This window comes from Candidatus Mycoplasma haematominutum 'Birmingham 1' (genome assembly GCF_000319365.1).
Classification (GTDB): Bacteria; Bacillota_I; Bacilli_A; order Mycoplasmatales; family Mycoplasmoidaceae; genus Eperythrozoon_A; species Eperythrozoon_A haematominutum.
The window spans coordinates 75,542-92,786 of the sequence record NC_021007.1 but is presented as its reverse complement, the minus strand read 5'-3'; the positions used below and the strand labels follow the sequence as shown (position 1 = coordinate 92,786).

Here is a 17,245-nt window from a genome sequence, read left to right as displayed (position 1 = left end):
CCTGTCCTCTGGGGAGTGGGAGTGGTTGGTAGTGTTAGTGCGATAGGTGCGCCTGTTGCCTGAGCTGTTAGAAGCTCAGGAACTCCTGCTGTATCGGAGCTGCAATTAGCTAAATGTGATCCAACAACTCTCAATAATCTTGAGAATGTAGTATACGGTAGCGGTGCGTATCAAAATGTATGCTGAGACTTAGTTAATAGGGAGAATTCGTCTTCAGATGAAGCTTCTCTTGAATACTCTAAGCTTTTTAAGGCTGGATGAGAACAATTTGCTCAGTCTGGGCAGAATTGACAGCTCGCCACTCCTGAAGCTTGGACTGATCAATGTATGTATGATGGAATTACTGCGCCCTGAATAGTTTTCAACTCTGAGGACGGTGCTCGTTATCTAGGTGTATGTGATAACTCCGAGCCCTCCAACACTAAATTTGTAAAATGGGTCGATGCGGTGAGAAGTGCTGAGGGGAAACAATCTCCAAAATTCTGAACTTGTGAGACCGACTGCTGGATAACATCGATACAACAGGATGGAAAGACAATATTAAAAGATGAGAAAATTGACAAGTGGAGAGAAATAACTTTTTACAGCAAAAAAGCTGTTTAGGAAATGCCTGTAGCTATAAAAACTCTACTAAATTATGCGGGTGGATTAGGGAGTGTGTGTGCTGTCGCAATACCTGTTTCACTTACTAGGGGAGGTAATTATTCAATTAAACCAAAAGTGAGCCTGACTAAATGCAGTAATACAGACACAGGCACTAGCTTATCAAAGATGGATTACGGGGATGACGTTCAAACTAGTATCTGTTGAAAAGAAGTTAATAATAGTAGTGAAGGAAATAGTACAGTGGAGTCAAAGTATACTAGTTTATTCCGAGATAATTGAGGTCACGGAAGTACAAATTGAGAGATAGGTGCTGAAGGGGGAAATTGAAAAGATAATTGCAACCTTGATACAACAACTGGGTGAGAAATTAAGCCTTCCAATGAGAGTGGCCAGCTTAAATATCTAGGATTGTGCGAGAATAGTGCTAGTACTTCTAATGTTCCATTTATTAAAAAACAAAAAGCTGAATCAGGTAGAGATACTGCTTTAAAATTTTGGAGATGCGAGAGTAGTTGTTGAAGTGTCTCGCAGAATACAACTGGAAAAACTACTTATACAGCTGAACAACCAGATAAGTGAAAAGAAATTGGATTCTATAAGACTTAGAAATAAAGACAACTTTATCTAGATTTTTTCTCAGCCTATTTGGGTTAACTGGCGGTTGCTGTGCAGTAGCATTTCCTGTTACAATGAGTGCGACTCCAACCTCCTCTGAAGTTGGGAAGTAAGATGAACTATCAAGTGCTAGTGCTTTAAAGTTAACTAAAGTGCAACAAGGTGAGCATGAGGAACAGAATGTTGAAAATTCAAAAGATAACCTCTTGGACTTTGAGAATATGTGAAACCGAATCAATGGAGGTTATAGTAGAGAACAAGCGAAAGAAGAGAGTTTAAATCTACCCTGAAAAACAGAATTTCAGGAAATTATGGCAGCTAAAGATACTGCCTCTAATAGTTGAAATATAGTGGAAGAAAGTTAGGGAAAATGTAAAATGGAGGGAGCTAACTCTGCAAATTTTTGTGGATATTTAAAAATTGAAAATAATGTGGTGAAGTACAAGCTCAAGGTAGTATTCGAGGCTGGAGAGTGAAAGGTAACAATAGTTAAAGCTGAGGGAGAGAGAGTTAGTTACTACAATAGGAGTGCAGCTAAATGGATAGACAAAGCGGCTGAAGCATTTAAATTTGAAGAATTAACAACTTTCAAATCTTCTAATCAGATGCCTTGAGAAGATCTAAGTGAAATTTCAATATCTAAAAGAGAAGTGAAAAACCGATAAAGAAGATAATTATCAGGTAGATTAAAGGATTAAATTTGCCTACTGGGAATATAATTTAGATCAACATGACTTCCTGAATGAGACTTTTTTATAGTTTGTTAGCTTTAACTGGAGTTAGTTCTGCTGTAGGGATACCTATTACAGTGACAACTAATTCTAGAGTGACAGGAAAGGTAGATTCTGTACAGCTCAACTCGGGGGGGGGCGAACATCAGCTTTCCTTAACATACTGTAATCTCGAGGGCCGCGAGGCCCTCCAAGAGTTAAACTACGGAGATGAAGATTCTAAGGCTGTTTGTTGAACAGTTGAGAATACAGTAAATAGTACGGGTATACAAAATGCTCAAGCACAATACACCGATTTATTTGAAACTGTGTGGAGTCAAAAGACCAATGTTCAGGCTTGACCTAATAGTAAGAAATCTAATTGACAACAACAGTGTGACGGAGCTTCTACTCCGTGGGTAATTCTACCTTCCCGGTCAGGCGGAGCTCAATATGCAGGACTATGTGATAGTTCTAGTGCTGAAAATACTAAATTTGTAAAAAAACGAAAAGACTGAGTAAGCGATAACGATGTCGGTCAAGATAAATTGAATTTTTGAATCTGTAGTGGAGATTGCTGAAATGTAGATAATTATGCAGTTAGCGGAAGTACTATTACCCTACAACAGGAAAAGACTGCCAACTGAACTAAAGTGAGTTTTAAACAAAAGGCATAAAAAGCTTGATCAGCTTGCAGCTATAGAAAATGAGTACTACTGTTTTAAGAATATTGGTAAGTTTAGGTAGTGCTGTAGGCATAAGTGGAGCTGTAGCGGTGCCTGTAGTATTGAATTCTGGAGGAGGGGAGAATGTGTCTAGTTCTCGAAGTCGAAGGGCGGCTGCAACGACAGTATCTATGAATACGTGTGAGACTAATGAAGCTGGAAGTCAAATTTCATTTGGAGAGCAGGGAGTGAGGGAAGTTTGCTGAAAGACTGGTTCTGCCTTTAACTCTTTAACTAGTGCCTCAGAATATACTGATTTCTTTAAAAATCGGTGAGGTTTCGGAAATGAAGATTGAAATAACAATTACAACCAAGATGAGTGAACTCAACAGTGTATAGGGGGAAGTGAAATTTCTTCTCCCTGAGCAATTGTGGCCTCTAGTGCTAGCGGTGGCTTCCAACATTTAGGTTATAAATGTGATGCTGATCCAAATAGTACTAAATTCGTTAAAAAAACTAAAAGCCCAGCGGGTGTAGACAATCGTGAGCAGCTAAAACTTTGAATATGTGAAAGTCAGTGCTGAACTACTCAAGATAATACCATAGCAGGTTCTATTGTGGTACTAGAACATGAAAAAACTGAAAATTGAAAAGAAGTATTGTTTCAGCAAAAATTAGCTAATTAGGAGAAAATGACTGGATGGGTAAAATTCTTGCTCAGTCTAGTGAGTGTTGCAGGAGTCAGTTCTGCTGCAGGCGTTCCTATAGTTTTGACAGCTGGTGGTGATACTCCAGTTGTTAAAAGTAGAACTGCCGGAAGCGCAACTTCTCGAGTAACAGTCGAATCGTGTGAGCTAGATAGTAAACAAAATAGTAATACTATCTCATTTGGTGCAGTAGAAACTCAGACAGTATGTTGAAATTCTAAATCCGGTCAGCAAATTGCAACTAATGTGACTGATTACAGCCAACTATTAACAGAACAGTGGAGCAATAAAGATCAAGCTTGAAACACTAATTTGCACCGGGATAAATGGTCTTCTCAGTGTGTAGGTTCAGATCATCAGGCTCAGTGAGCTACCTTTGGAGACAGCTCCGGGACGGGAGTGCAGTACCTAGGTGTGTGTGGTGAAACAACCTTAGAAAATACTAAGTTCGTGAAGAAAGTGCAGAGCAAAGTAAATGATGGGGATAATATAGATTGAACATTCTGAACTTGTGACTCCAATTGCTGAAAAACTAATGTAGGAACTTTATCTGGAACTGTAGAAGTATTACAACCGACCCAAGAGGAAACTAGCAACTGGAAAGAGATCGTCTTTTGAGTTAAAAGATAAGATTGCAAATTTTACACATCTTACTAGCTAATCTAAGCTAAAGGTAATGACTCTGATGGGTAGAGGATTAGTGGGGTTGATAGGGGCTACTGGAGTAAGTTCTGCTGTAGGAGTGCCGATTGTTTTAAATTCTTCCGGAGCGACAGGACCAGTCGATACACTTCCTGGGGGAAGGGAAGTAATTCAAGTATCTATGAACAAATGTGAATCTACAGGAAGTCACAATAATTTGAAGATTAATTTTGGAGATGAGGAAATTCGTGATGTGTGCTGAAATATCTCTGAAGATAAGAAAATTGGAGAACATGAATCCGAGTTAACTTCTTTATTTAAGTCTCAGTGAGGCGATAGTAATCAAAACTGAAATAGTAATCTAAATCAGGGGAAATGAACTCAACAGTGTTTAGATAGTGAAACTCAATCAACATGAGCGGTTTTTGGTAATACTGGAAGTCGTGACTATTTAGGATTGTGTAATACTACTGAAGTAAATCAAACTCCTTTTGTCAAAAAGGTCAAGACTTGGAATCAGACAGCTAATAAAGATATTTGGACTATTTCAATGTGCGTACAGGACTGTTTCGAAACTGATGCTGGGTCAATTGGAAATAGTCCAGTGGCTCTGCAAACTGAAAAAACTGAAAACTGAAGTGAAGTTGCCTTCAATAGAAAAACTAGATAGTCTAAATGGCCTTCCTTATTAAAACCTTGTTCGGTGTATTTAGTCTGGGGAGTTTAAGTGCTGCCATCAGTGTACCTTTAACTAACAATGCTTGGGGGGGGGGCAACTAAGTTAAAAGATCAGACACAACAGGAAGACCCATCTACAAATTCCAATGGCTCTGAAGACAGTCCAACCGACACTGAGTCATTAAATTTTCAGGATTTATTATCCAAGATCAATGACAATGTCGGTACAGACACTCAATGACAAAACCAGCTGAGCCCAATTCTACAGCAAGGTTCATCGTCTCAATCTAGATATACTATTATCTCCCAAGATTTAGAAAGTTGCAAGACTAGCTCCAGTCAACAAGAGGACAGCTTTTGCTACCTAGAATTGCGTGATAATACAAATAGTTCATATAAATTAAGAATAGGGCCTTCGAATGTAATTTCATTTAAAAAGGACAGCAATAACGCCCAGATAAAACATTACAGGGATCAAACATGAATACACGCTGAAAGTGTCAATTGAGAAAATCTAACAACTTATAAAGATGAAAATAAGAAAAATGAGTGACATCGCGCTTCTAGTGAAATTTAATGGCTATTACTTCTCTTATAAAGCCTATGGTAGGTTTGGCTGGAGCAACTAGCAGTATTTGCGCTATCAGCATTCCTGCAACCCTCTATAGCTATAATGCTGATAGCGCAGTTAAAAATAATTTAAATGTACAAGCAACAGAAATAAATGGTGCTTCTCCTACTGAATTATCTCTAACTTCTGTGAGTGAAGATCATAGTTCAAATGACTATATTTGAACAACATTTGAGGAGCTTTGGACTAAAATCAGGGAAAAAATAGAGTCTAAAAATACTGGAATATCCCTAAAGCTGACTTGAGAGAATACACTTAAGACAGCCCTGCAAGCTAATGAAAATAAAGGCAATTCCTGAAATATTGAGGCTGAGAATTGAAAAGAATGTACTTCTACAGTTCCAGCGAAAATCTTTTGTGGTTATCTAGAGTTAAAAAATAAATTGGACGACACATATAAATTGCAATTAATCTACAATAACTTATCTAATACTAACCCCGCCTGAGAGTTAAAAACAGTTAAACAACCCCAACAAAAAGAGAGTGTATTTAGTTATGACGGTCAAGTTTGAAGCAAGAGAAATAATTTTGATTTTGGACTTCTCACCACTTTTGGTAACTCTAGTGAAAGTGAGTGAGATAAAGTAAACAGTCTTACCATTTAGTCTACATGGGACTTCTATGACCTTTTTGCAAAGCTATCATCCTCGGGGGGGGGGCATCAGTTCAATAGTACTACCATCACTGATTGCAAGTGGATATAAAGATTTCAATGGACACGGTAAGCAAAATCGCACTTCTACTAATGCTCAAAGTCAAGAGTGGAAAAACAGCTCTAGCGTTACACTAGATAACACTAATAAAAAGAGAATTGACGATAATGCAGCTAAAAAAGCAAAAGATTATGGAATCTCTGTAGGTAGAATTCCCTGAAAAAACAAAATAGGTGGAAAATTGGAGAGCAAGTGCAAGAATGGAAGCGGTGGGTCTAGTTCTACAGCAGTAACTTTAGGACATGATAAATGGAATGTAGGAATTACAAACTGAAAATCCAATCAAAATTTATTTGGAGAAGTTTCATTTACATGTCAAAACAAAACTGGTACTCTCTACCTCAAGTGAGAGGGAGGGAGTTCAGTTAAAAAAGGATGATATGGTAGGGTAATTTTGCCTAAATAGGTATATGATTTTTTGATAAATGATGAGGTAAGCTCTCTTCCCCCAATGGGGGAAGTTATCTGTTCTAACAAATTAAAGAAATGTAGAGTTTAGCTGCAGTGGCTTTTTATCTAAAAGGTTTATTGTGGTTAGGAGTCTTGGGGGGGGGGCGCTAACAGGAATAGGATTACCTACTAATAATGCTGTACGAAGTATCTTCAATAAACAGGAAATCAGGAAAAATGGCTGAAACGGTGCTGCTGGGCAAAATTACGAAAACTACTGGTACGGTGCTAATGGGTTTGGTGATGATAGAAATGAAACTGTCAGCAATGGCAACTGAAAGAACAAATTTGAATCTGCGCTCCAACAAATAAGGGCTTCGTGAGGTAAAGCTAATATTGGGAAAGGGTTAGAAGTTGGATTTAAATCATGACTAGAAAAGAAAAATGTGTGCAAAAATGGAAGTTCTCAGAACGGTTGCTATGTAGGAAAAATGGAATTCATAGATAATAAGGGAGAAACCTTATATGGTAGAATCCCAGTAAAAGATAGTGCTGGAAATCATAACCTTTATGTAAAATGGCAAAAATGTACAAACCCTAAAAAGGCTTCAGCGATCTGAAAGGGCATGAAACGGTCTCAATCTAATGGAAGTGGTTCCCAAACCAGTACATCTACAGCGAATAACAGCTACAACTGATGTCTACAAGAAACTAAGAAAGCTCGATAGCCTCTACGTTTTCTAGACGCTAACCTAGTCTAAACTGTAAAAATAACTCCCCCTAGAGGGGGAGTCTTTCCCTATATAAGAATTAGGCTAGACTGTTTTAGTCTCTATATCCCGAGAATAAACGAGATTTGGCCAAAGGGTTAAAAAAGCATAAATTTGATATCCTAAAGTTTTTAAAATCTCCCGGAGAAAAAATTTACTATCTAAAATCACTACCCTGAGCAGCTCTAGTTAACTTGAAAGTCATTGCATTCATATCTAACCCTATTTTTAGATAATAGTAGTTATTTTCATATTTCCTTGTGAAAATTAAGTTATTTTTAGAATTATCTACTTCATATCTAATAGAGTGATCCACTAATTCCTCTAGAGGATTTAACACTTCCTGAGACTTCCAGTTGGGAGATAAAAAATATGTAAAAATAGCTCTCATCACTTTATAGCTATCTCTTCCTGAAGAATCGAAAGAGATTAAATAAGCTTTGTGTCTTGGTTGTTCCTCTATAGAAAGTTCAGGATTGAAACCCTTGATTGGTCATTTTCCTGCTGGACTCAAAACAGCCATACTATTGATTCCGCGATTCTCTTGTAGCAATTGATAGATTTTCTCTAATACATTTGAAGAAATGTAATTGTCGTTCTTAAATCGTTCTCCAGGAACAATGTTGAGTCCCGGAGAGTTGGATAGTTCCAAATCCAACATCTTAATATCTTGAGAAATTAAAGTGGTTTCCGGAGTCAACATGTACTTCTCCCCTACTCCTAGCCTATTGGGCTCCTGCCCCCCCCCGAAGGATTTAACTGAATTGGAATACATTAGCGGTGCTACTGAAACTATTCCTAACCCTGAGAAGGCTAAAAAGTAGATGGAGGGGAAAGCATGAAGCATCACTAACTAAGTATTAAACAGGAATTACTTTCTGAAGTCATTTTAGAAATAATCCTACACAACTCCTCTCTCTGTTTATAGTCTCGATAATATCTTTCCAGGGGATGTAAACTGCCTTCATTGAAAATTAGAATCTTTTTGCTAGATGATAATGCGGTTGCGCATTCCCAATCTTGAATACACTTAGAAATTGAATGCACAGTTCTATACAGCGTCTTAGTATTTCCAAAGAGGAACATTTCTGCAAAATCCCTGTCAAATGGAGTAGTGTTATCTTTACCCACAAATTGACGATCTCTAAACTCCGTATAAATTGAATTTTTACCTAGGGGTGCATTAAAAACAATGCTTAGATAATATCTTTCATCTCCATCTATCCTGTGGAAAATCAACTCACTTACTTCAGCGTCTCCAATGATTTCTAGAGAAGTCTCAACTTCATTTCCCATAATCCACCCTTCTTCTCTGAAAGCTCAACTGGGGTTAAAAAATGTATAGAATAGCTGCTGCATTTTTTTACGTTGATTTAAAAGCTCTTGACCCTCTAAATTTTTGGTAGAAATAGAATAAAATGACTTAGTTGCTCCTAAACTCTCTGGCTCAATGTTTACTACTTCTAACTCTTTTTTAGGACTTGAAAGTGCTAATTTCTCCACTCAACTGCGATTTAATGATGCATCAGCTCAGATAGTTGCACCTAGTATGATATAAAGTTCTGAGATCATCTTAGAATACTCAGCACCATTCAGGTGATGCATTGCAACTACATCTGCTGCTTCAAGCTCTGAACCTAGACTTTCACTAGCAGGTTTTAATTTAAATGTCTTACGACTCCCTGGTGATTGACTAGGAGACTGAGATGAAGGCCCTACCCCTAAGGGGGCGGGTAAAGACTTGCTCCCTAATATATAGGAGTTATTTCCTAATTCCCTGTGATTGCCCCCCCCCTGAGTTGCAGTAAATTTAGGAGTTGCTGAATACAATAAGGGAGTTAATCCTAGAGAAGAAAAGCTAAAAATAGGAAATATATATTTGCTAAACATTAGAAAACCTTCAACGCTTTAAGGTAAAAGATTATCTGCCCCCTACTGGGGGAGAAGCTTATGTAACCTCTTTAGTTTCTAACTATTTTTAACCTCTCGCAATGTGTTGATATGTTTTAATTTACCCAAGTTTAGTTTGCTAGCATCAACCTTCCTGTACTGAAGCTGCAGAGGATGAAAATCTTCATATCACTTATCTGTACTTATCTCTCTATATTTATCTAGAGGTATTTCAACAAAAGCTTTTGTACTACTAGGAATAGCTAATGTAGCTTTACAATATTCATCTTCTGAACAAGCAGCTAGCACCTTTCATCATTTCAGATATTTAGAGATGTCATTACCTTCAAATGTTTCTACCCAGTCTCTGTTAATGGTTGACTCAGCATTTCCATATGCTGAATTACCGACTGCTCCTATATGTCTCTGATAACCTCTACCTCCCTCAGCAGAATAATATCCTCCTCTTCATCAACTAGTGTCCTTATATCAAACATATCCTAATTGCAGCATCGGACCCTTATAGTAATTGCTTTCGAATGCATATTCTACCTCAAGAGAATATCATTTATCTCCAAAGTATCTCCAGAAAATTACTTCCGAACTATTGCGGCCCTTTCCCTCTTTGATTTCATAGTAGAAATCATAGAAAGTTTCTGTATCGTTCCCTCTATTATTACCTCAATCTCCAAATCATTTACGAGCAACTTCTCCCAAACTCTTAAATTTAGCCACTTCATCTAAAGCCCTATAGGATACATCCATAGATCAAGGATACTGTTTCTCTTTATTTGAAAAGAATAAAAATCTATCCTTTTCAGCATTATTAGTTTCTTTTGCTCAATATCCTGAAGGGGTTTCTAATACATTTTTAGGAGCTGAAACTATTACTTTATTTACAAGACTTAAGTATCCTCTGTAGTACATTGGAGTTTCTAGAGTTTTAAGGAAAGGAGTGAGAAATTCATCTACCTCTGCTTGCTCTAACTTCTGAACCTCTTTTCCCTTTATCTTTTGAATTTCACTTTCAGAAATAGCTTCAGGACTTTCCCTATATTCCTGGTTATCCTGGCTCAAAACAGAAGGGGACTCTGATGTTCTCGTAGGCAATTCAATGTGTGGGGGCTGCAAAAGCTTAGACTCAACGGTCACCATTTCCTGAGGGGTTGAAGCTTTACTATCACTATCTTCTGTCATTTCTACACTTACAGCACCGATACTGCCTATCTCGGGGGAGTGATTCTTAGAAGTTATTAATTCCTGTGACTTAAACTCCTCACTGCCCCCCCCTAGAAATGATCCTCCAGCACTGTAAACTAGGGGAAGTAACGAACTAATTCCTACACTAGCAGCTACAAGTATATATTTTCCAAATACTGCGGACAACGCCATATTCTAGTTTTTAATACTTATCACTTAATTATTAAAATCACCTACTTTTTTCCAAATCACTTAATTTAAATTTTAAAAACTGACTATACACTGTAGGATTTTTCTGAACTTTCTCAGCTACCATTCAATATCTTCTAGAAAAGGGATGAATGTGTTTGTAATTCTCCTCATAGAAAGATTCCTGCCTGGAAATTCCTGGAGTTCTCTGAGATAATTCCCAAACATCCCCTTTTTCCCTGTGAAATATTGCTGCACACTCTCTATCTATTAAACAATCGGAAATAGTATTAATTAACTTATAGAAAGCTGTTGAATTAGCTGAAATATCCTGGAACATCTGGGAAAATTCCCTATCTATTACAGTAATAGGAAATCCTGCTGCTTCACTTTTTTCTAATTCTCCTCCAATATGTCTCCTAGTATTGTTATATGCTCCATTAGCCTGATAAATTCCTGAACTATATCAAGTTCTGTCTTTGTAACTGACATATTGTATCATTAAGGAATTTTTACCTCCCTCTGTATTGAAGTCTATATCTAGTGAATAAGTTTGATTTTCAGCTGCTCTAACAAAACTTAGAGTTGTTACACTAGAACCTGAACTGTCTGCATTACTAACAGTTCCCTTGAGCTCGCACTTAATCTTGCTAGAGTTATATTTTTCCGTTGGATTTTTTATCTCTGTTAAGCCCGGCTGCTTGAAATTGTCGGAATAGCAAAAATCAGAGAAGAGGGAGGCCATCTCCTCCCTTTTAGACTTAACTGCATCTCCTGCTATTCCCTTTTTCATATTTGAAATATCTTCCACTGAGATTTTGATTTCTCTAGTTTGGGTTTCTACTCCACTGTCTTTAGGAACTGATGCCCTTACATGAGATATTCAGGCTGAACCAAATTTCTCATTAACCCAAAGAGTGCTTCTCAATATATTTCAGATAGCACCCAAAAGCTCATGATAGGCTTGCATTTTATCTTCAGTACTAACTTCAAGAATAGGAGATGGGTTAACGTTTACTTTCTCTCGTGCAAATTGTGCTGAATTTATTTCATTTTTCCCTTCAGAAATAGTTAACGCGACAGGAATTTGAGAAGACTCTTGACTATTATCATACGAGCTGATTAGTGCTATCTGGGGAGCTTGACTTCTTAATTCAATTTCGCTTTCTTTCGTGTTCAAACTTCTAACTGCTGAATTACTGTGATTTTCTCTGGTGGAAATAATCTCCCTCCCTGGAGAATTATGAGAGTAAACTAACAGAACTGAGGAAGATAACCCTACAATTGCTGATAGTACAGCATACTTTAGAGCAGATAATTGAAAAATAGGCAAGGACTACTAGATGACTAAATAACTTAACATGTCAGGGAGTTAGGAAAAATCTATTTTTCGATTTTCTAATTCAAGGGACACCTCCCTATACAACTTGGACAACGGATGACGCTCCTGGTAAGTTATGTCCGCTAAAGCATCTATATCTAGTGCTGAAATTTGACTCCAACTAACATCTAAATGGCTTTGAGATTGAAAAGAAGCATTGCATGCTTCGCTAGCAACACATTTAGCGAGCACCTCAAATCACTTTCAAAGTCTGGCAGCTCTACCTGAAGTGCTCGCAAATAAATTTGCAAATTCTTCATCAACAGAGTTATATACTCTTCCTCATTTACGAGCAAAAACAGAATCTCCTCCTATGTGTTCTGCAAAAGTTCCCTGAGAACCATTAGCCTGAAAGTGAGAATTTAACCTTTCCCCTACTCTTGTATCAATAACATAATTGCTTCTAATCATATTCTGACCGAATTTTGAATTGAAGTAAATATCGCAATAATATCTATTCTCTCCATCAACTCTAACTAATCTGATAATATGACTTACCTTCTCTCCTGGACGCTGTCCTCCTTCTGTACGCAACCTAAACTGTAGTGGTGCTAAGACTTGTGTATCTCCATCTCAATCCCTAGAGACAAACAACCGAACTAGATTAGACATTTCTGACACACCCTCTTTTAAGGTAAAGGGAAGCTCCCTTCAATTAGTAGCTCTTTTTTCCCTAGATCACAAAGCTTTATCCAACTTAAGATGTGCCTCTGATATGTTCGCTGCTTTCGTTGTAACTGAACTATAGGGTTTTGAAGAAGATAGTTTTCCTGCAGGAGCTGTTAATCTTAACTCATCAATTCACAAATCTTCAAGCGGCACTTCTGTTCAAATCGCACCGGAGATTATAGAAATAAGATTTTCCACAAATCTTCTTTCATCTCTAGATAAAGCTTTTGGAATATCTTTTGTTTTGACTCTCAACTGGTCTGTAGCATCGGCCATTGATTGTAGGTGATCTCTGATCGGAAGTCCTGCTTGCTTCTCATTAGCTACTTCTCCGGATATTAGTGTGTAATCTCCGTCGAACTTAACGACTTCGAGAGAACTTTCATTCTTTAAGCTTCGCGAGTTAGTAAAAAGTGCCTCGTTTGAACTAATCTGAAATAATTCTGACTGTACGTTATCTCCTTCCTCTTTCGTAGTAGCTATTTGTGATCCAACAGCCCCCCCCGGATGTTTTGAATTTCCTGAATAGGCTAAAGGGGTTAAGGAAGAGGTTCCAATAATTAAGAGAGCTAATGCAGGCTTAATAGCAAACATCTATCAATTCATCACTTTTCTAGAAAATTTCAGCTTAAAAGATGAAATTACGGGAGTTAATTATTGTAGTACATCTCAGAAAAAGGGTGGATATTTCGATAATACAGAGGATTTCAAGAATTGGAGCGATCAACTCCTGGGGCCTTCTGTTGAATAGTGGAGTAATGGTCTTGATGAAATTGAGTAGCACACTCGGGAAGATTTAAACAACGAGAAATAACTCTAAAAAATTTAAAAGTAGAGCTTGGATTTTCCCTAAACTTCTCGAACATATGTGCAAATTCTTCATCTAATTCTGTTCAGGTTTGTCCCATTTTCTGGGTCATTTCCCTATTACCTCCAATGTGATTTCTCCACTTAGACCAAGACCCATTAGCCTGATAGTAAGCGCTACTGCGCCAAGTCTTATCTTGGTAACGCACCATCTGTAGCTTTAATTGAGCTTCTCTCCTCTTGCCATAAAAGTAAATATCTAGATAATATTCTTTTCCTCCAAAAGTTCTGGTAAAGCGTAAAACGTTTGCTTTTAGTGGGTCATCCATATTATCGTGATTACTGATTAATTCAAATTTAGTGGTAGCAAAGTGCTCGCTACCTCTAGCATTATTGATAGGTATTGCATCGGAAGCTGAATTGAATTTTCAATCTTTATCAAAAAAATGATAAGCTACAGCGGCTCGTGCATTTAGTGATGCTGCTAACTCGGTGGGGATTTCTGTATCATCTGTTGTTAGCCGCTGAGTTTCTGTAGGTGCGAGAGTTAAAGATATCACATTTGATCCGGACTTGTTCAGTTTATTATTTCACTGCTCTAACTGATCGATAGGTAGTGTGGCTTCAACCTTATAGATTCAAAGCTGTTTAAATCGATTATCCCATCAAAGGGGGCCGGTAAGTAAGTGGATTAAATTTGCAATAAATTCTTGATATTCTGAGTTATTGACTTCAATTGAAGTAAAGCCAGAGGTTTTAGAAATTTGGGATTCATTTCCCTTGGGAGTAAAAGTTATCTTCTGATTGTGCTGTAATTCAGGCATAATTTTTCTATTTTCGGGAAGAATAGTTTCCGCTCTATAGCCTTGACTTGTCGGGATAATCTGCTCAACTTGTGCTACTAAATTATTTGAGGGAAAAGTTGTTACAAGCATAGAACTAATAGGTTGTTTATTTTGCTCAATTGTCAAGTGCCCCCCCCTGGGCTCCCCTGACTATCTAGTGCAAAAAATAGAGGAACTGTAGAGACGCAACATGTAAGTAAAATTGCAGCAACATTAGCCGCTAATGTAATGGCCATAATTAACTTTTTACAGTCATAAAAATTTTCATAACTTAAGCTAGTTTAGTTTGACCCCTCCCCTAGGGGAGGCAATTTCCGCCCTAATTTATTTTCGGTAGGTAATAAATGCCCCCCCCTGATATCCCTTTGACCAAAAAATTGACACCCCCTTCAATCACCTGTGTTAATTCTTAAGTTTCTTAAATAACAGACTGGAAGGAAAAGTGGGAGGTGCTAGATCTCACTCAGCAGAAATATTACCATAAATGGATGCAAATGGATGGAGTTGAGCTACAGGATCGTAATTTATTTGGCGTGCTTTAGCCATGGAGAGGAGAGAACCGCAGTTGCGGTAGTCTTCCAAACAGCGCCCTACTACAGTTATCTGTTTATAGAAATTTAAAGGATCTATATCTATATGGGTAAACATTCGTGCAAAATCTCTATCTAACTTATTGCTTCAACTTGAAGAAACACCTAAATTATCTTTAGCCCAATCTATACTTCCATTAGCAGAGTAAGTATGATTGTCAGAATATATGTGTGGAATATACAATTGATTTTCCCCAGGTTGAGAATTAAATATTATGTCTAGATAGTAACTCTTTCCCTGAAAGTCTCTAATAAATCTAATGGTATGGGTAGGATAGTTTCCTTCGTTGGATGCAAAATGGTCAAAACTTAATTTAGCAACTTTTTCTTGGATGAATTGTTTTTCCTCAAATAACTTTTTATCCAATGTGTAACTAGAAGATATGAATCTTAAAAATAGTTCTTCCATTCCCTGTCTAATTGGTGTAGTCAGAGTGGAAGACCATTTACTCCCTCAATCTCTTAATTTTTGTATTACCTCTTGATCAAATTTCACACTCACCTCTACTTCGCTGTCAGACAATATCTTTTTAGCTGAATAGTGAGAAAAATCCTTAAAAAGGCGCGAAGGAAAAATGCCCTTAACTTCATAAATTCAGGGAATGCTATTGACTCCATCTACCCATAACGTTCTGGCTAGAATTTCCTGTAAATTTTTTAAAAATAAACGTTCTGCGTCAATATGTAAATGTTCTAACTTATCGGAATATCCCTCTTTCCCAATAAAGATAGGTGACCCACTTCTAGTCAGAAAATTAAGATCAGGAGCTAAAGGTTTTTTCTTTGATTCCATGATTACTGATGTTGATGCTGGTTGTATACTCTCAGTACTTAACATAAGGTCAGTTGAAGTCAACATTCTCTCTTCTCTACTCTCTAAATTCATATTTATCGAGTGCTGTGAACCCCCCCCCTCCTTGAGCTCCCTGTGTATTTCCATAATAGACTAAAGGTGAAGTCGATGCAGCAATAGAACTGAGAATTAAACCAAAGTGTCTAATGATTGAAGCATAAACCATATATATTTATCTAAAAAACCCTTATATTTAATTTAAAAATATTTCCCAGTATAGCATAAACTTCACTGGGCCAAGGCCCAGGTGCTCGCTTCTAACTATTCTTTACAAAATTCAAGGTCTGACAAAAGATCTTCCTAACTTTAGGATATAGGTTAAGTCAGCTACCCAATAAAATTGCTGCTCCAATTTTTAATAAAGTCTCGTATTATTAAGTTAAAAATCCCTCGCTGCATCCAATTTTTTGGGAGAATTTCTCAATCTAAAAAGGATTAATTGTAAAAGCATCAAAATTTTTATCTTTTGCCTCTCTAGTTACCTCTTGATAAATTTTTGTAAATGGATGCACTCCTCCAAAATTTTTAGCTCTACCACAACTCTTTAAACCTCATCAAGTTCAGTTAGAGTGACTCTGGTCATGAAATAATGCTCTACACTCCTGAGATTGAATACAACGAGAAATTACCTCAAATCACTTCCAGACTTTTTTCGATCTACCCTCTATATTTTCAAATAACTGAGAAAATTCTTGATCCATCGAATTATACTCTCTTCCCCAGTTATTTGCAAAATTCAATTGACCTCCTATATGTTCTCCATAATTTCCCTGAGAGCCATTAGCGTGATACTTAACTACACTGCCTGATCCATTATCTTTAACATAATTCACTCTGATCATATTCTGCCCTCTAATTCCATTGAAAAAAATATCACAGTAATATTTCCTGCCCCCATAAATCCTCACTAATCGTAAAACGGTCTTAACTTTTTCTCCAGTGCTCCCAGTCGAGCCAGATCCGTCTGCACTAAATGTTCTCAATTGCATATTACTCAATACAAATTTTTCCCTATTTAATTGATACTCAGGCCATTTCTCATTACTCTTAGCTGTTTCTTCCCTGAAATCTCATGTGGGGGAAACAAAGAAATGCACTAAACCAGACATGAAGCTTAAATTTTGCCTGACTTCTGACTGAGGATCTCATGAAGACTCTGATAGTAAATGCCTTAAATCTAAGAAAGGAGCGGCTGACGTGATTAACTCCACAGTCTTAGTGCTTGTTTCAGAATCTGAGGCCTCAATCTCTGAAATTTTTAAATTATCTACCTTTTCGATTGGATTCAATATTAAGTTCGATTTCTCTCACTCACTCTTAGGAGCAGTTAAGCTTATCTGGTCAATTCAGAGCCCCTGAATTGGTATATTAGTTCAAATAGCGCCGGTAATGGTAATCATCAGATTAGATAAAAATTCTCTTTGAAGCTCAGCTACTTCTCTACTATCTTCCCCCTTTTGGAGATAGAATGATGTCTCAGAAATTTCATCTAATTTTTCATCTATACTGGGCTTAAAGCTTAAATTGGAGAAGTGGTTTGGAGTCCGTTTGCTTAAAGTTGGTGATTGAGACTCTAATAACTTGGTTGAACTAAGAATGGGTCTACTAGTTAATCCTGAAGGGATAAGCTTTGAGTCCATAGAATCGAAGTAAACTAACTCTATATTAGAATCGCTCGCCTGTTGTAAATGTGG

At 37.3% G+C, this 17,245-nt stretch carries 21 protein-coding genes; 12 read left to right on the top strand and 9 right to left on the bottom strand.

What is annotated here, in order from left to right; translation table 4 throughout:
• Positions 1-21: 21 nt before the first annotated feature.
• From MHM_RS00520 to MHM_RS00465, 12 genes are all read left to right on the top strand, one after another.
• Positions 22-603, top strand: a complete 582-nt coding sequence (locus MHM_RS00520; protein ID WP_146222352.1) for a hypothetical protein — start codon at positions 22-24, stop codon at positions 601-603.
• Positions 604-606: 3 nt separating this feature from the next.
• Positions 607-1,212, top strand: coding sequence for a hypothetical protein (locus MHM_RS00515; protein WP_015511476.1), 606 nt, complete (start codon positions 607-609; stop codon positions 1,210-1,212).
• 161 nt (positions 1,213-1,373) lie between these two features.
• Entirely contained in the window at positions 1,374-1,586 is a 213-nt protein-coding gene (locus MHM_RS00510; RefSeq protein WP_015511475.1) for a hypothetical protein, read from the top strand.
• A 12-nt stretch (positions 1,587-1,598) separates the two neighbouring features.
• A complete protein-coding gene (locus MHM_RS00505; RefSeq protein ID WP_015511474.1) occupies positions 1,599-1,886 on the top strand; it encodes a hypothetical protein in 288 nt (95 codons plus the stop codon).
• A 77-nt stretch (positions 1,887-1,963) separates the two neighbouring features.
• Complete coding sequence (locus tag MHM_RS00500) at positions 1,964-2,608, top strand: hypothetical protein (RefSeq protein ID WP_187286207.1); 645 nt, start codon at positions 1,964-1,966, stop codon at positions 2,606-2,608.
• Positions 2,609-2,637: 29 nt separating this feature from the next.
• The gene (locus MHM_RS00495) at positions 2,638-3,282 is read left to right on the top strand and encodes a hypothetical protein (RefSeq protein ID WP_015511472.1); all 645 of its coding nucleotides are present in this window, start codon (positions 2,638-2,640) and stop codon (positions 3,280-3,282) included.
• A 6-nt stretch (positions 3,283-3,288) separates the two neighbouring features.
• The gene (locus MHM_RS00490; RefSeq protein WP_015511471.1) at positions 3,289-3,933 is read left to right on the top strand and encodes a hypothetical protein; all 645 of its coding nucleotides are present in this window, start codon (positions 3,289-3,291) and stop codon (positions 3,931-3,933) included.
• Between the two features lie 76 nt (positions 3,934-4,009).
• Complete coding sequence (locus MHM_RS00485; protein WP_187286206.1) at positions 4,010-4,615, top strand: hypothetical protein; 606 nt, start codon at positions 4,010-4,012, stop codon at positions 4,613-4,615.
• 87 nt (positions 4,616-4,702) lie between these two features.
• A complete protein-coding gene (locus tag MHM_RS00480) occupies positions 4,703-5,200 on the top strand; it encodes a hypothetical protein (protein ID WP_015511469.1) in 498 nt (165 codons plus the stop codon).
• On the top strand, positions 5,200-5,859 hold the full coding sequence (locus MHM_RS00475) for a hypothetical protein (RefSeq protein WP_015511468.1): 660 nt from the start codon (positions 5,200-5,202) through the stop codon (positions 5,857-5,859). Before MHM_RS00480 ends, MHM_RS00475 begins: the two co-directional genes overlap by 1 nt.
• 16 nt (positions 5,860-5,875) lie before the next feature.
• Positions 5,876-6,373, top strand: a complete 498-nt coding sequence (locus MHM_RS00470) for a hypothetical protein (RefSeq protein ID WP_015511467.1) — start codon at positions 5,876-5,878, stop codon at positions 6,371-6,373.
• Between the two features lie 124 nt (positions 6,374-6,497).
• The gene (locus MHM_RS00465; protein WP_015511466.1) at positions 6,498-7,085 is read left to right on the top strand and encodes a hypothetical protein; all 588 of its coding nucleotides are present in this window, start codon (positions 6,498-6,500) and stop codon (positions 7,083-7,085) included.
• 199 nt (positions 7,086-7,284) lie between these two features.
• On the opposite strand, the gene MHM_RS00460 is transcribed toward MHM_RS00465, so the two are convergent.
• The 9 genes from MHM_RS00460 to MHM_RS00425 all read right to left on the bottom strand — a co-directional run bounded on the left by MHM_RS00460 (position 7,285) and on the right by MHM_RS00425 (position 17,191).
• Complete coding sequence (locus tag MHM_RS00460; protein WP_015511465.1) at positions 7,285-7,974, bottom strand: hypothetical protein; 690 nt, start codon at positions 7,972-7,974, stop codon at positions 7,285-7,287.
• A gap of 2 nt (positions 7,975-7,976) precedes the next feature.
• Positions 7,977-9,017, bottom strand: coding sequence for a hypothetical protein (locus MHM_RS00455; protein ID WP_015511464.1), 1,041 nt, complete (start codon positions 9,015-9,017; stop codon positions 7,977-7,979).
• Positions 9,018-9,095: 78 nt separating this feature from the next.
• Positions 9,096-10,409 carry a hypothetical protein gene (locus MHM_RS00450; protein WP_015511463.1) on the bottom strand — a complete coding sequence of 438 codons (1,314 nt, stop codon included), beginning with the start codon at positions 10,407-10,409 and terminating at the stop codon, positions 9,096-9,098.
• Positions 10,410-10,440: 31 nt separating this feature from the next.
• Complete coding sequence (locus tag MHM_RS00445; protein WP_015511462.1) at positions 10,441-11,739, bottom strand: hypothetical protein; 1,299 nt, start codon at positions 11,737-11,739, stop codon at positions 10,441-10,443.
• Positions 11,740-11,778: 39 nt separating this feature from the next.
• The gene (locus MHM_RS00440) at positions 11,779-13,050 is read right to left on the bottom strand and encodes a hypothetical protein (RefSeq protein ID WP_015511461.1); all 1,272 of its coding nucleotides are present in this window, start codon (positions 13,048-13,050) and stop codon (positions 11,779-11,781) included.
• 56 nt (positions 13,051-13,106) lie between these two features.
• Entirely contained in the window at positions 13,107-14,198 is a 1,092-nt protein-coding gene (locus tag MHM_RS00435) for a hypothetical protein (protein ID WP_146222350.1), read from the bottom strand.
• Positions 14,189-14,344: a hypothetical protein gene (locus MHM_RS02950; protein WP_187286205.1), complete on the bottom strand. Its 156-nt coding sequence runs from the start codon at positions 14,342-14,344 to the stop codon at positions 14,189-14,191. The genes MHM_RS00435 and MHM_RS02950 overlap by 10 nt, the downstream gene beginning before the upstream one ends.
• Positions 14,345-14,510: 166 nt before the next feature.
• Positions 14,511-15,638 (bottom strand): hypothetical protein, encoded by a 1,128-nt coding sequence (locus tag MHM_RS00430; protein WP_015511459.1) that lies wholly within the window; start codon positions 15,636-15,638, stop codon positions 14,511-14,513.
• Between the two features lie 338 nt (positions 15,639-15,976).
• The gene (locus MHM_RS00425) at positions 15,977-17,191 is read right to left on the bottom strand and encodes a hypothetical protein (protein WP_015511458.1); all 1,215 of its coding nucleotides are present in this window, start codon (positions 17,189-17,191) and stop codon (positions 15,977-15,979) included.
• Positions 17,192-17,245: the final 54 nt, after the last annotated feature.